The 14,378-nt window shown below is 71.7% G+C and carries 12 protein-coding genes; 9 read left to right on the top strand and 3 right to left on the bottom strand.

Going from position 1 to position 14,378, the window contains the following annotated elements:
• Positions 1-387: 387 nt before the first annotated feature.
• Complete coding sequence (locus DFQ13_RS28950) at positions 388-2,145, bottom strand: hypothetical protein (RefSeq protein ID WP_110082050.1); 1,758 nt, start codon at positions 2,143-2,145, stop codon at positions 388-390.
• A gap of 488 nt (positions 2,146-2,633) precedes the next feature.
• On the opposite strand from DFQ13_RS28950, the gene DFQ13_RS28945 reads away from it, so the two are divergent.
• The 3 genes from DFQ13_RS28945 (at position 2,634) to DFQ13_RS34185 (ending at position 8,157) form a co-directional block, all read left to right on the top strand.
• Positions 2,634-3,707, top strand: a complete 1,074-nt coding sequence (locus tag DFQ13_RS28945; protein ID WP_110082049.1) for a S8 family peptidase — start codon at positions 2,634-2,636, stop codon at positions 3,705-3,707.
• Between the two features lie 399 nt (positions 3,708-4,106).
• Positions 4,107-7,481, top strand: a complete 3,375-nt coding sequence (locus tag DFQ13_RS28940) for a pyruvate carboxylase (RefSeq protein ID WP_035287143.1) — start codon at positions 4,107-4,109, stop codon at positions 7,479-7,481.
• A 502-nt stretch (positions 7,482-7,983) separates the two neighbouring features.
• A complete protein-coding gene (locus DFQ13_RS34185; protein WP_181400193.1) occupies positions 7,984-8,157 on the top strand; it encodes a hypothetical protein in 174 nt (57 codons plus the stop codon).
• A gap of 99 nt (positions 8,158-8,256) precedes the next feature.
• On the opposite strand, the gene DFQ13_RS28935 is transcribed toward DFQ13_RS34185, so the two are convergent.
• Positions 8,257-10,344, bottom strand: a complete 2,088-nt coding sequence (locus DFQ13_RS28935) for a HelD family protein (protein ID WP_110082048.1) — start codon at positions 10,342-10,344, stop codon at positions 8,257-8,259.
• A gap of 162 nt (positions 10,345-10,506) precedes the next feature.
• Between DFQ13_RS28935 and rsmD the strand changes: the two genes are divergently transcribed.
• Both rsmD and coaD read left to right on the top strand, forming a co-directional pair.
• Complete coding sequence (gene rsmD, locus DFQ13_RS28930) at positions 10,507-11,064, top strand: 16S rRNA (guanine(966)-N(2))-methyltransferase RsmD (RefSeq protein ID WP_110082067.1); 558 nt, start codon at positions 10,507-10,509, stop codon at positions 11,062-11,064.
• A 60-nt stretch (positions 11,065-11,124) separates the two neighbouring features.
• Positions 11,125-11,616 carry a pantetheine-phosphate adenylyltransferase gene (gene coaD / locus DFQ13_RS28925; protein ID WP_110082047.1) on the top strand — a complete coding sequence of 164 codons (492 nt, stop codon included), beginning with the start codon at positions 11,125-11,127 and terminating at the stop codon, positions 11,614-11,616.
• Between the two features lie 16 nt (positions 11,617-11,632).
• Here coaD and DFQ13_RS28920 read toward each other — a convergent pair whose 3' ends face one another.
• Positions 11,633-12,073 (bottom strand): GNAT family N-acetyltransferase, encoded by a 441-nt coding sequence (locus DFQ13_RS28920; RefSeq protein WP_110082046.1) that lies wholly within the window; start codon positions 12,071-12,073, stop codon positions 11,633-11,635.
• Between the two features lie 71 nt (positions 12,074-12,144).
• On the opposite strand from DFQ13_RS28920, the gene DFQ13_RS28915 reads away from it, so the two are divergent.
• The 4 genes from DFQ13_RS28915 (at position 12,145) to rpmF (ending at position 14,363) form a co-directional block, all read left to right on the top strand.
• Positions 12,145-12,579 carry a ribonuclease domain-containing protein gene (locus DFQ13_RS28915; protein ID WP_110082045.1) on the top strand — a complete coding sequence of 145 codons (435 nt, stop codon included), beginning with the start codon at positions 12,145-12,147 and terminating at the stop codon, positions 12,577-12,579.
• Between the two features lie 115 nt (positions 12,580-12,694).
• A complete protein-coding gene (locus DFQ13_RS28910) occupies positions 12,695-13,447 on the top strand; it encodes a DivIVA domain-containing protein (protein WP_110082044.1) in 753 nt (250 codons plus the stop codon).
• 93 nt (positions 13,448-13,540) lie between these two features.
• Positions 13,541-14,122 (top strand): YceD family protein, encoded by a 582-nt coding sequence (locus DFQ13_RS28905; RefSeq protein ID WP_110082043.1) that lies wholly within the window; start codon positions 13,541-13,543, stop codon positions 14,120-14,122.
• 58 nt (positions 14,123-14,180) lie between these two features.
• A complete protein-coding gene (gene rpmF, locus DFQ13_RS28900) occupies positions 14,181-14,363 on the top strand; it encodes a 50S ribosomal protein L32 (protein ID WP_035284117.1) in 183 nt (60 codons plus the stop codon).
• Positions 14,364-14,378: the final 15 nt, after the last annotated feature.

The following is a 14,378-nucleotide window of genomic DNA, read 5'->3' as shown; positions in this document are numbered from 1 at the left end:
GATCGCAGCCCAGGCCTTGTCCGTCAGCTCACCACGTCCGACCACACCCCATCATCTGCACACGATCATGGGAAAGATCCGCAGGACACGCCCTAGGCCATGGGTTTGTTGCTCGTGGGAGGGGGGTGCTGGTGGCGGGGGTGGTGGCTTTGGGGTGGCTTGTGGCGGGCGTGCGGCCGGGTGGGTGTGGGGGTTTGGCGTTGGGTGGCGGGCCTGCGTTTCGTTGCAGACCAATGGCTTTCAAGGCCGGTGGACAAGCAAGTGGCCCCCGGCCGGCGCCGGGGGCCACTTGCTTGTCGCTCACGTTTTTACTTGCTCACTGCTCACTGCTCACTGCTCACTGCTCACTGCTCACTGCTCGCGGCCTGAGGGCTGCTGGGCTTGTGGTCAGCGGCCGGTGCGGGCGGGGGTGCCGTTGGTGTTCGAGGGCTTCTGCTGCTCGGCGGCCGTCTTGAGGGCTTCGGGCTTGACGGCTGCTGCGCCCTCGGCCTTGGTGAACATGTCGGTGAAGTGCTTCTTGGCCTCTTCGAGGATCGAGAAGGTGTTGGTGACCTGCTCGGAGACGCGCTTCTCGAACGCGTCGGCCTTGGAGTGGCGGTCGTTGGCGTCGGCCAGTTTGGTTTCGGCTTCGGAGACGAGGCGGGCCGCGTGCTTCTCGGCCTGTTCGCGCTGGGACTTGAGTTCCGCCTCGGTCCTGGTGCGCTGGTCGGCGACGGACCTCTCCGTGTCGGCCTTGTGCTTCTCGGCGTCGGCGATGAGCTTCTCGGCCTGCTTCTCCGCTGCCTCGCGCTGGGACTTGAGTTCGGCGTCGACCTTGGCGCGCAGGGCGGCGATGGACTTCTCGGTGTCCGACTTGAGCTTCTCGGTGTCCGCGACGAGCTTGGCGGCTGCCGCTTCGGCCTGTTCGCGCTTGGCCTTGAGGTCGGCGTCGGTCTTGGCGCGCTGGTCGGCGAGGGCCTTCTCGGTGTCGACCTTGTTCTTCTCCGCGTCGGCGACGAGCTTGGCGGCTGCCGCTTCGGCCTGTTCGCGCTTGGCCTTGAGGTCGGCGTCGGTCTTCGCCCGCTGGTCGGCCAGGGCCTTCTCGGTGGCGGCGGTCTGGTCGGCGAGGGCCTTCTCGGTGCGGGTGGCCTGCGCGTTGAGGTCGGCCTCGACCTTGGCCTTGCGGTCGGCCAGTTCCCGATCGGTCTGCTCGGTGCGGGCCTTGAGGGTGGCCTCGACCTCGTCGGTGCGCTTGGCCAGGGCCTGCTCGGCCTGGGCGCGCTTGGCGGCGAGTTCCTTCTCCGCCTGGGCGTCGGCGTCCTTGCGGGCGCGCAGCGACTCCGCGTCCAAGCCCTCGCGGACCCGCAGGGCCTCGGCGTCGAGCTGCTCGCGGTGGGCCTTGGCGTCGGCGTAGAGCTGCGCGATGCGGGCGTCGTTGGCCTTGGACTGGTTCTCGACCTCGGCGCGGGCGTCGGCCATGAGCTTCTTGTGCTCGGCCGTCAGGCTCGCGCGCATGCCCTCGTACTCGGCGTCGAGCTCCGCGTGGTTGCGGGTGTAGTCGGCCTCGAGCTGCTTGCGGCGCTCCTCGAGGTCCACGATCATCTTGTCGTGCTTGCCCTTGAGGTCGGCCGCGTACTTGTCCGCGGCCGCCCTGGTGTTGGCCGCCGCCTCGTTGGCCTTGTTGCCGGTGTTCGTGGCGTAGGTCTCGGCCTTGAGCCGGGTCTGCGCCGCGTACTCGTCGGCCCCCTTGCGGGTGCCCGCCGAGTAGCCGTCGGCCTCCTTGCGGGTGTTGGCCGCGTAGCCCTCCGCGTCCGCGCGGGTCGACTTGCCGTACTCGTCGGCCTGCCGCTTGAACTCGGCGATCTCCTCCTCGGCGAGCTGCATCATGAGCCGGACCCGCTCGGTCATGCCCTCGGTGCTGTTGGGGTTCGCGCTGATGCGGTTGAGCCGGGTGGTCGTCTCCAGGAGCTGCTGCTGCAACGAACCGAGCGACTTGGTCAGCTCGCCGATCTTGCTCGCCGCCTCGTCCCGGTCCTTCGTGGCGTGGCGGAGGTCGTAGGTCAGGCGAGTGACTCGCTCGTTGACCTGCCGCGGGTTGTAGCCGCGCAGGACGGTGTCGAAGTGGGGGAGCCGGTCGTTCGACTCGGCGGCGTCACCAGAGGGCATTGCCTCACTTTAGTATGACCACCTGCCGGGTGAACACGGCGCCCACGATAATTCTCCGTATCGAACAGCAGAGCAACTCGGGCGGCCCTCGGCACGATGAGCGCACCCGGGCGGCGTCGGGTGCGGACACCGGGTCGGAACGCTCACCCCCGGATGAAATCCTTGTCCGACAGGGCTTCTGAAATTCTTCTGTCCTATCCGGTCAGACCGGAACCGCTTCCGGGCTCGTCCATTTCCGACCGTTCCCGATATCCTCTCGTGTTCGGCCGATGACGCATCGTGGCCAGCGGATTCCGGTCTTTCCCGCTTCCGCCATGAACCCGACTCACTCGAACGGGTGACAAGTTGTCCCGCTGAACCGGGGCGATTAAACCGGACAAGCGTTCGGTGGCGGGTGCCCCGCCAATGGCGCGAGGCCAATGGTGGCGGGCCACTCCGGCAATTGGTGAACCTTGCCCGGTTCGTGCCGCGCCGCTAACGAGGGAGACATGAAAACCACTCGCACCCGCCGCCCGCTCCTCGCGGTGGCCGCCCTCGTGCTGCTCGGCGCCGCCACCACCGCGCTGCCCGCCCACGGGACCGCCGCCCGCGAGACCGCCGCCGACTACGTGGTCACGCCCGCGCGCGGCCCCGGCTACACCGCCCGCCTGACCCCCTCGGCCGCCGCCGCCCTCGCCGCGGACCCGGCCGTCGCCGCGGTCGAACCCGACGGCACCGTGCACGCCCTCGCCGACCAGCCCAACCCGCCGAACTGGGGCCTCGACCGCATCGATCAGCCCGCCCTGCCGCTCAACGCCAACTACCACTACGAGACCACCGCGGCGAACGTGCGCGCCTACATCGTCGACACCGGCGTCAGCGCGCACCCGGACTACGCGGGCAGGCTGCTGCCCGGCCACGACGCCACCGGCTCCGGCTCCACCGCCGACGGCAACGGCCACGGCACCTTCCTCGCGGGCATCGTCGGCGGCACCGCGCACGGCGTGGCCAAGCAGGTGCGGATCGTCCCGGTGAAGGTCCTCAACGCCTCCGGCTCGGGCACCACCGCCCAGGTCGTGGCCGGGCTGGACTGGATCGCCGCGAACGCGGTCAAGCCCGCCGTGGTCAACATGAGCATCGGCGGCGGCCCCAGCACGGCGATCGACGCCGCGGTGCGCCGGGTGATCGCCTCCGGGGTGACCGTCTCCGTCGCCGCGGGCGGTTCGGCCGCCAACGCGGCGAACTACTCGCCCTCGCGGGTCACCGAGGCGCTGGTGTCCGGCTCGCTGACCACCACCGACTGCCGCGCGAGCAATTCCAACTACGGCCCCACCGTCGACGTGCACGCCCCCGGCCAGAACATCCGGGGCCCGTGGCCCGGTGGCGGCACCAACACCCTGTCCGGCAGTTCCATCTCCTCCGCCTTCACCGCGGGCGCCGCCGCGCTGCGGGTGGCGGTCAACCCGACCTGGACCGCCGCGCAGGTGCACGCGGCCGTGGTCGGCACCGCCGTGCCCACCCCGTGCCCGTTCCCGACCGGCACCCCGAACCTGATCCTCCACACCGGACCCTTCGGCGGCTGACCGGGCGGACGTGCGCCCGACCCGCTCCCCGGGCGCACGTCACGCCCAGTAGTCGAACCGGAGCGTCGGGGTACGACGGGGACGATCTTCCGCAGTGCCCGCGGTGCCCGGAAACCCCGCCGCGACCGCCCCGGCAAGAGCCGGGCAATGTGACGGCCGACACTCACCCCGGTGCGGGAGAACGCCGGTGGATCGGTCCAGGGCACGCCGAATACCCGCACGCCCGGCACAATCGCGCCCGGGGTGGGAGCCTGCGGTGAAGATCTGTACCGCAGGAGGCGGACCCGGTCCGGGGACCGAGCGGGATGGCACCCATCACGCGGAACGATCCTCCCGGTGCCTGGGAAAACCACGGTAACCTCCTGCAACCGTCCCTGAGTCAGCAGGAGGTAACCGGGCATGTTCCGCAAGGTGCTTGTCGCCAACCGAGGCGAGATCGCCATCCGGGCGTTCCGAGCCGGGTACGAGCTCGGCGCCGGGACGGTCGCCGTCTTCCCGCACGAGGACCGCAACTCCCAGCACCGGATGAAGGCCGACGAGGCCTACGAGATCGGTGAGCCGGGGCACCCGGTGCGGGCGTACCTGTCGGTCGAGGAGATCGTCAAGGCCGCGCGGAAGGCCGGTGCCGACGCCGTCTACCCCGGCTACGGCTTCCTGTCGGAGAACCCCGAGCTGTCCAAGGCGTGTGCGGACGCGGGGATCACCTTCGTCGGCCCGAGCGCGGAAATCCTGGAGCTGACCGGCAACAAGGCCCGCGCCATCGCCGCCGCCCGCGAGGCCGGTCTGCCGGTGCTGCGCTCGTCGGAGCCGTCCGAGGACGTCGAGGCCCTGCTGGCCGCCGCCGAGGACATCGGGTTCCCGATCTTCGTCAAGGCCGTCGCCGGTGGCGGCGGGCGCGGGATGCGCCGGGTCGAGGAGGCCGCCGGTCTGCGCGACGCGCTGGAGGCGGCGATGCGCGAGGCCGAGTCGGCCTTCGGCGACGCCACCGTGTTCCTGGAGCAGGCGGTGCTCGACCCCCGGCACATCGAGGTGCAGATCCTCGCCGACGGCGCGGGCAACGTCATCCACCTCTACGAGCGCGACTGCTCGCTGCAACGGCGCCACCAGAAGGTCATCGAGATCGCCCCGGCGCCGAACCTGCCGTCGGAGCTGCGCGACAAGATCTGCCAGGACGCGGTCGACTTCGCTCGGCACATCAACTACAAGAACGCCGGGACCGTCGAGTTCCTGCTCGACACCCGCGGCAACCACGTCTTCATCGAGATGAACCCGCGCATCCAGGTCGAGCACACGGTGACCGAGGAGGTCACCGACGTCGACCTGGTGCAGGCGCAGTTGCGCATCGCCGCCGGGGAAACCCTCGACGACCTCGGCCTGCGCCAGGAGGACATCTACCTGCGCGGCGCGGCGCTGCAGTGCCGCATCACCACCGAGGACCCGGCCAACGGGTTCCGCCCGGACACCGGGATGATCAGCGCCTACCGCTCCCCGGGCGGCAGCGGCATCCGCCTCGACGGCGGCACCGCGGCGGGCGCCGAGGTCAGCGCGCACTTCGACTCCATGCTGGTCAAGCTCACCTGCCGGGGCCGCGACTTCGACCTCGCGGTGCGCCGGGCCAAGCGCGCCGTCGCCGAGTTCCGCATCCGCGGCGTGGCCTCGAACATCCCGTTCCTGCAGGCCGTCCTGGACGACCCGGACTTCCGCGCGGGCCGGGTCACCACGGCCTTCATCGAGGAGCGCCCGTACCTGCTGACCGCCCGGCACTCCGCCGACCGCGGCACCCGGCTGCTGACCTACCTCGCCGACGTGACGGTCAACAAGCCGCACGGCGAGCGCCCCAAGGTCATCGACCCGGTGGAGAAGCTGCCCCCCGTCGACCTGTCGGCGGAACCCCCCGCGGGCTCCAAGCAGAAGCTCGTCGAGCTGGGCCCGGAGGGCTTCGCCCGGTGGATGCGCGAATCCGTGCGCGTCGGCGTCACCGACACCACCTTCCGCGACGCGCACCAGTCGCTGCTGGCCACCCGGGTCCGCACCCGCGACCTGCTGGCCGTGGCCCCGCACGTGGCCCGCTCCACCCCGGAGCTGCTGTCGCTGGAGGCCTGGGGCGGCGCCACCTACGACGTGGCGCTGCGCTTCCTCGCCGAGGACCCGTGGGACCGGCTGGCCGCGCTGCGCGAGGCGGTGCCGAACATCTGCCTGCAGATGCTGCTGCGCGGGCGCAACACCGTCGGGTACACCCCGTACCCGACCGAGGTGACCGACGCGTTCGTCGACGAGGCCACCAAGACCGGCATCGACATCTTCCGCATCTTCGACGCGCTCAACGACGTCGAGCAGATGCGCCCGGCCATCGAGGCGGTGCGCGCCACCGGCACCGCCGTCGCCGAGGTCGCCCTCTGCTACACCGCCGACCTGTCCGACCCCGGCGAGCAGCTCTACACCCTCGACTACTACCTCAAGCTGGCCGAGCAGATCGTCGGCGCGGGCGCGCACGTCCTGGCGGTCAAGGACATGGCGGGCCTGCTGCGCCCGCCCGCCGCGGCCCGGCTGATCACCGCGCTGCGCAAGGAGTTCGACCTCCCCGTGCACCTGCACACCCACGACACCGCGGGCGGGCAGCTTGCGACCTACCTGGCCGCCATCCAGTCCGGGGTGGACGCCGTGGACGGGGCGGTCGCGTCGCTGTCGGGCACCACCTCGCAACCGTCGCTGTCGGCGATCGTGGCCGCCACCGACCACAGCGACCGCGAAACCGGGCTGTCGCTGCAAGCGGTGTCGGACCTGGAGCCGTACTGGGAGATCGTGCGCAAGATCTACCGCCCGTTCGAGGCGGGCCTGCCCGCGCCGACCGGCCGGGTCTACCTGCACGAGATCCCCGGCGGTCAGCTCTCGAACCTGCGCACCCAGGCCGTCGCCCTGGGCCTGGGCGACCGGTTCGAGGAGATCGAGACCACCTACGCCGCCGCCGACCGGATGCTGGGCCGCCTGGTCAAGGTCACCCCGTCGTCGAAGGTCGTCGGCGACCTGGCCCTGCACCTGGTCGGCGCCGGGGTCGACCCGGCGGAGTTCGAGGCCGAACCCAGCCGCTTCGACGTCCCCGGCTCGGTCATCGGCTTCCTGCACGGCGAACTCGGCGACCCGGCGGGCGGCTGGCCGGAGCCCTTCCGCACCAAGGCCCTCCAGGGCCGCCCCGCCCCCAAGGGCGTCGCCGAGCTGACCGAGGAGGACCGCACAGGCCTGGCGGAGGACCCGCGCGCCACCCTCAACCGCCTGCTGTTCGCAGGCCCCACCAAGGAGTACCGCGCCCACCGCGACCAGTTCGGCGACACCAGCGTCCTGGCCAGCAAGGACTTCTTCTACGGCCTGGAACAGGGCAAGGAGTACGCGGTCTCCCTGGAGAAGGGCGTCACCCTCCTCATCGAACTGGAGGCCATCGGCGACGCCGACGAGCGCGGCGTGCGCACGGTGATGGCCACCCTCAACGGCCAACTGCGCCCGATCCAGGTCCGCGACCGCTCGGTCGCCTCCGACCTCCCGGTCGCGGAGAAGGCCGACCGCGCCAACCCCGACCACGTCGCCGCGCCGTTCGCGGGCGTGGTCACCCTGGCCGTCGCCGAGGGGGACCGGGTGGAGGCCGGGGCGACCATCGCCACGATCGAGGCGATGAAGATGGAGGCCGCGATCACCGCGCCGAAGGCGGGTGCCGTGGCGCGGTTGGCGATCGGTGGGGTGCAGCAGGTTGAAGGCGGCGACCTGCTGGCTGTGCTGTCGTAGGGTCTCGGGGTTTGTTTCGGTGCACGGCCGGGTGAATTTGCTCGGCCGTGCACCGTTTTTGGGGGCTGGGTTTTGGTGGGTGGTGCGCGGTTGGTCTGTTTTGGGGCCCGGTCGTTTGTCGTGGGTGCCCGGCTGGGTGGATGTGTTTGGCCGGGGCCCCTATGGCGATCATGTGCTCCAGTGCGTCAGGTGGGGCTGAAAAGATGCCCCACCGCCCAGGCAGGCTGTCACATGATCGCCACCCCCGGCCAAACACATCCACCCACCCGGGCAGTTGCTTGGCCGGGCCAGCGGTTCTCGGGGCGGTCGGCTGACCAAGCGCATCCGCCCACCCGGGCAGTTGGCTCGCCGGGCCGCCGGTTCTCGGGGTGATTGGCTGACCAAGCACCTCCACCCACCCGGGCAGTTGGCTCGCCGGGCTGGCGGTTTGTGGGGTGGTCGGCTTGCCTTGTTTCCTGACCCACCCGACACCGCCCACCTCGGTGGTGTCGGGTGGGGTGCTGTGGCAGTGGACGTGGTGGTGCAGTGGGTGCGGACGTGGTGGACGAAGGAGTCGCGCAGTGGCGTTGCGGCTGCCCGCCGCAACGCGCTGCCGACGGTGTTCCTCGGCGTGCCCACCCGGCACGTCGACGAGCGCGTTCAGTTGACCGTGTACCGCCGGTCGGCATCGCGGTGACCCGCTCCCGCGAACCCGTGCCGGGCTGATCACCCACCCCGACGACGAGGGCCGCGCTCCTGGTGGGAGCGCGGCCCTCGTGCTGTTCCTGGGATCTGGTCAGCGCCCGTCGGGCCAGGTCTCATCCGTCGTGAGGACCGTGAGGCGTTGGGTGGCGCGGGTCAGTGCCACGTAGAGGGTGCGCGGGCCCGTGGTGGACTCGGCGACCAGTTCGCCGGGTTCGACCAGGACCACCGCGTCGTACTCCAAGCCCTTGGACTCCAGGCCGTCGACCACGCGCAGGCGGTCCTCGCCGAGGCCCTCGGCGGCGGTGCGGAGTCCGGGGAGCCTGGACGAGGCGGTGATGATGCCGACCGTGCCGTCCACCTCGGACAGCAGGTCGGCGGCGGCCTTGAGGGCGGTGGTGTCCAGTTCGTCCTCCACGCACACCTGGACCAGGGGGTCGACGCCGGTGCTGCGGACCGCGTGCGGGAGCTGGTCGGGGGTGGCGACGTGGGTGACGACCCGGCCCGCCAGGGCGAAGATCTCCGCCGAGTTGCGGTAGTTGGTGCGCAGCGCGAACCGCCGGTGCTGGGTGCGCGGTCCGCCGAACGCGGCCTCCTGGGCCTGGCGGGCCTCCGCCGGGTCCGGCCAGGAGGACTGGACGGGGTCGCCGACGACGGTCCAGCTCGCGTACTTGCCCCGCCTGCCGACCATGCGCCACTGCATGGGGGAGAGGTCCTGGGCCTCGTCGACCACGATGTGTGAGTACTCGTCGTAGTCCTCGCGCGGGGGTGGGAGCTGGTTGTCGCGGCTGCGGTGCCGCCGCCTCGGGGGGCGGCCCAGCAGGACCCTCAGTTCGTCGAGCAGGGCGACGTCGGCGACGGTGAAGCCCGCCTCCGGGTCGGCCCAGGAGTCGGCCAGGAGGTCGACCTCGGCGCGGGTGAGGCCGCGCCCGGCCGTCCTGGCCAGCCTGCGGCGGTCGGACAGGCCGCGCAGCACCTCGCCGGGGGTCAGTAGCTGCCACCACACGACGACGAACCGGTGGAAGTCGATCCGCTCGCCCAGTTCGGTGATCAGCTCCGCGCGCTTGACCGGGAAGTCCTCGTAGGACTCCGCCTTGCGCCACAGCGCCTCCAGCAGCGCCTCGGCCGCGTCGACCCGGGACTGGTTCGGTGGGCGCCGCCCGTTGTGCACCGAGGCCCGGACCCGCGCCAGTTCGCGCGCGTCGAGCTTGAGCACCTCGCCGTGGTAGACGATGCGCAGTTCCGTCGGGGCGTCGGCGGGGGCCTCGCGGATGGCCTTCTTCAGCACCCGGCGCATCCGCAGCGAACCCTTGACCGCCGCGACCGGGCCGGGGTCGGTGCGGGTGGCCTTGACCCCGTCGAGCAGGTCGCTCAGCGAGCGCAGCTCCACGGTGTCCTCGCCCATCGAGGGCAGCACCCGGGAGATGTAGGAGGTGAACGCGGGCGACGGGCCGACCACGAGCACGCCCGCGCCGCCCATCCGCCGCCGGTCCCGGTAGAGCAGGTACGCCACCCGGTGCAGGGCGACCGCGGTCTTGCCGGTGCCCGGGCCGCCGGTGATCTCGGTGACCCCGCGCCACGGCGCCCGGATCGCCTCGTCCTGCTCCTTCTGGATGGTGGCCACGATGTCGCGCATGTTCTCGCCGCGCGCCCGGGTCAGGCTGGCGATCAGCGCGCCCTCGCCGACCACCGGCATGGTCTCCTGCCGCGCCTCGGGCATCAGCAGGTCGTCGTCGATGTCGACCACGGACTGGCCGGTGGAGCGGATCACCCGGCGCCGGATCACGCCCATCGGCTGCTCGGCGGTCGCCTGGTAGAACGGCGCCGCCGCGGGGGCGCGCCAGTCGGTCACCAGATTGTCGAACTCGCTGTCGCGCACCCCGAGGCGGCCGACGTACATCGTCTCGGTGTCGGTGGTGTCCAGCCGCCCGAACACCAGGCCCTCGTGCTCGGCGTCGAGCGAGCGCAGGATCTGGTTCGCGTGCCGCACCATCACGTCGCGCTCGAAGAGCATCGCCGCCTGCTCGAAGACGGCCTCGTTGCGCGCGCCGTGGGCGAGTTCGTCGCCGCGGTCGCGCATGGCCTCCGCCTCGTCGCGCATCTCGGCGACCCGCGTGTAGACGACGTCGACGTGCTTCTGCTCGACCGCGATCTCGGCCTCTCTCACCGAGGTTTCCGACACCCAGCGCTCCCACGGTTCGTTCGGACGGGAAAAGCGAGATTACGCGCTTTGTCCCGGCCGGTAATCGGCCGCCGGGTCTATGTGCTCCGCCTCACCCCCGTGCCCCGCCCCCGCGGGTCCCCGAGGTGCGGTCGGCGACCCGGGATCGGGCACGATGGGGTGGTGACCAGGATCGTGGCCGGGACCGCGGGCGGGCGCAGGCTGGGGGTGCCCGCGAAGGGCACCCGGCCGACGTCGGACCGGGTGCGGGAGGCGCTGTTCAGCGCGCTGGAGGCGTCGGTGGGCCTGCGCGGCGCCCGGGTGCTCGACCTGTACGCCGGGTCGGGCGCGCTGGGGTTGGAGGCGCTGTCGCGCGGCGCGGCGCTGGCCACCCTGGTCGAGCACCACCGCGACGCGGTGGGCGTGCTGCGCCGCAACGCGGGCGCGGTCGGGCTGCCCGGCGCCGACGTCCGCGCGGGCAAGGTCGCCACCGTCCTGGCCACACCCCCGGACGCGCCCTACGACGTGGTCTTCGCCGACCCGCCGTACGCCATCGCCGACACCGAGCTGGCTGCCGCGCTCGCCGCCCTGATCGAGCGGGGGTGGACCGCGCCGGGCAGCACCGTCGTGGTCGAGCGGGCGGCGCGGGCCGGGGAACCCGGCTGGCCCCCGGAGCTGGCCCCGGACCGGTCCCGCCGCTACGGCGACACCGAGCTGTTCTGGGCGACGCACCGGGGCTGAGCAGGTGACACGTCGGTGAACAGGGCTGGACGCCGGGGCCGACTCCGGTAGTTTCCGGGCATGACCCGAGTCGTCTGCCCCGGTTCGTACGACCCGCCGACCAACGGTCACCTCGACGTCTTCGAACGGGCCTCGCGCCTGTTCGAGGAGGTGGTGGTGCTCGTCGGGGTGAACAAGAGCAAGAAGGGCCTGTTCACCGTCGAGGAGCGCATCGAGCTGCTGGCGAGCGCGGTCGGGCACCTGGGCAACGTGCGGGTCGACTCCTGGTACGGCCTGACGGTCGACTACTGCGCCGAGCACGGCGTGCAGGCGATCGTCAAGGGCCTGCGCACGGCCACCGACTTCGACTACGAGTTGCCGATGGCGCAGATGAACCAGCAGCTCACCGGGGTGGAGACGCTGTTCGTGCCGACCCGGCCCGGGTACAGCCACCTGTCCAGCTCGCTGGTCAAGGAGGTCGCCGCGTTCGGCGGCGAGGTCGTCGACATGCTGCCCCCCGAGGTGCACAAGCGCCTGCTGGTCCGGCTGGCCGAGCAGCGGGACAGGGCCTAGCGCTCGCGGTGCCGGTTCAGAGCGGCAGCTTCATCCCGACGTGGCTGGCCACGAACCCGAGCCGCTGGTAGAAGCGCTGGGCGTCCTTGCGCGAGGCGTCGGTGGTGAGCTGCACCAGGACCGCGCCGCGCTCCCGGGCGGTGTCGATCGCCCACTCGAACAGCCGTTCGCCGAGCCGGGCGCCGCGCTGGTCCGCGCGCACCCGCACGCCCTCGATGGTCGCCCGGGTGGCGCCCATCCTGGACAGGCCGGGGGTGAGGGTCAGTTGGAGCGTGCCGACGACCTCGCCCGCCTCCTCGGCGACGACCAGGACCTGGTGCGGATCGGCCTCGATGGCCCGGAAGGCCTCGTCGTAGCTGGGGGAGCCGGGCAGTTCGCGGCTCGCGCCCAGGGGGTCCTCGGCCAGCATCGCGACGATCGCGGGAACGTCCTCGGCCCGGGCTGGTCGGATCTCCACGTGATCAGACTGCCACAGCGGGTTCACCTCTCCGTATTGGAGTGATCACCACATCAGGTTACTGTTGGTTAATGAGCAACATCACACTGAAGATGGTGAAGCCCCTCCTCGCGCTGGTGTTCGCGACCCTCGCCCTGCTCGGCCTCGCTGGACCGGCCGCTGCCACCCCGGCCCTGCCCGACCCGGCCGCCACCGCGCTCGCCCAACCCGCGTGCGGCAACACGTCGAGCTACGACCTCGTCCGGCTGTCCGCCCTGCCCGCGCAGGCCACCGACACCTACGAGCTGATCCAGGACGGCGGCCCGTTCCCGTTCACCCAGGACGGCACCGTGTTCCAGAACCGGGAGGGCATCCTGCCCGCCTGCGCGGCCGGCTACTACCACGAGTACACGGTCATCACTCCGGGCTCCGGCGACCGCGGCGCCCGTCGCATCGTCACCGGCAACGGCGGCGAGTACTTCTACACCGGCGACCACTACGGCAGCTTCTCCCTGATCGACGTCTGATCCCCGCCCATCCCCGGACGTGGGCGCCGGGCGGGGACACGCCCGGGGCCTGCGTCCCGCTCCGCCGCGCCACCTGCGGCAGAATCGGTGCGGGAGCCGTGGTGGAGGTGGAGCTGTGTACAAGGTCTTCGAGGCGATCGACGAACTGGTGACGATCCTGGAGGAGGCCAGGGGCGTGCCCATGACGTCGGGGTGCGTGGTGCCCCGCGGTGACGTCCTGGAACTGCTCGACGAGGTCCGCGACGCGCTGCCCACCGAGGTGGACGACGCCCAGGACGTGCTCGACCGCAAGGACGAGATCGTCGGCGCCGCCGAGCACGCCGCCGAGTCGATGCTCAGCAAGGCCAGGCTGGACGCCGAGACCATGGTCGCCGACGCCCGCGCCGAGGCCGAGCGCCTGGTCGCCGAGGCCGCCGCGCACGCCGACCGGCTCGTCGCCGACGCCCAGGACGAGGCCGACCGGGTCGCCGCCGCGGGCCGCGCCGAGTACGAGGACCTGGTCGGGCGCTCCCGCGACGAGGCCGACCGGATGACCCAGGCGGGCCGCGAGTCCTACGAGCGCGCCGTCGAGGAGGGCCGCTTCGAGCAGGGCAGGCTGGTGTCGCAGACCGAGGTCGTGCAGGCCGCGCGGACCGAGTCCGCGCGCATCCTCGACGCCACCGCCGAGGAGGCCGCCCGCCAGCGCGCCGAGTGCGACGCCTACGTCGACGGCAAGCTCGGCGAGTTCGAGGACCTGCTCTCGCACACCCTGCGCACCGTCGGCAAGGGCCGGGTGCACCTGCGCGGCGGGATGCCCGCCGTGCCCGCCGGGGTGGCCGCCCCCGCCTTCGACGGCCACGGCGCCCCGTTCGACTACGACGGCGCCTGAACCGGATTTCGCCCGCGGCGCCGATTCGCGTACCCTGACCTGGTTGACCGCGTGGTCGGACGAACCCCCGCAGAAGGTGCTGACGAGCGAGCCATGTCCTCTTCCCGCAAGAGCCAGCAGGACCGACCGGTCCTGACCAGTTCCTGGGTCATCGACACCCGTGAGCTGGGCAGGCGGCCGGGGTCGAGCCGACCCGTCCGCCGCACGGCGCAGGCCGAGCACGCCATCGGGCTGGAGGGCGTCATCGCCGTCCCGGCCGGTGCCGAGGTCGAGCTGGACCTGCTGCTGGAGTCGGTGGTCGAGGGCGTGCTGGTCTCCGGGACCGCGGCCGGGACGCTGGTGGGCGAGTGCTCCCGGTGCCTGGACCCGATCACCGAAGAGGTCGACGTCGACATCACCGAGCTGTTCGCCTACCCGGATAGCACGACCGACGAGACCACCGACGACGACGAGGTCAGCAGGCTCGTCGACGACCTGGTCGACCTGGAACCGGTGGTCCGCGACGCGGTCGTGCTGGCCGTGCCGCACGTGCCGCTGTGCGAGCCGGACTGCGCGGGCCTGTGCGCCGAGTGCGGCGGCAAGTGGGCCGAGGTCGGGCCCGATCACCGGCATGAGACCATTGACCCTCGGTGGGCCGCGCTGCAGGAGCGGTTCCAACAGGGGTCGGGTCAGTAGTCCGCTCAGCTTCACCGCCCGAGTCCTGCACAAACAGCTCGTCAGAGGAGATTCAGTCGTGGCCGTCCCCAAGCGGAAGATGTCGCGTTCCAACACCCGCTCGCGCCGTTCGCAGTGGAAAGCCAGTGCCGTGCACCTGGTGAACTGCTCGAACAAGGCGTGCCGCGAGCTCAAGCCGCAGCACATCGCCTGCCCGACCTGCGGCCAGTACGACGGTCGCCAGGTCGTCCAGCCCGCGTGACCCTCCGGCGGAAGT

This window comes from Actinokineospora spheciospongiae (assembly GCF_003182415.1).
Taxonomy (GTDB): domain Bacteria; phylum Actinomycetota; class Actinomycetes; order Mycobacteriales; family Pseudonocardiaceae; genus Actinokineospora; species Actinokineospora spheciospongiae.
The sequence above is the reverse complement of the archived record's forward strand: the minus strand, read 5'-3'. Positions and strand labels throughout refer to the sequence as shown.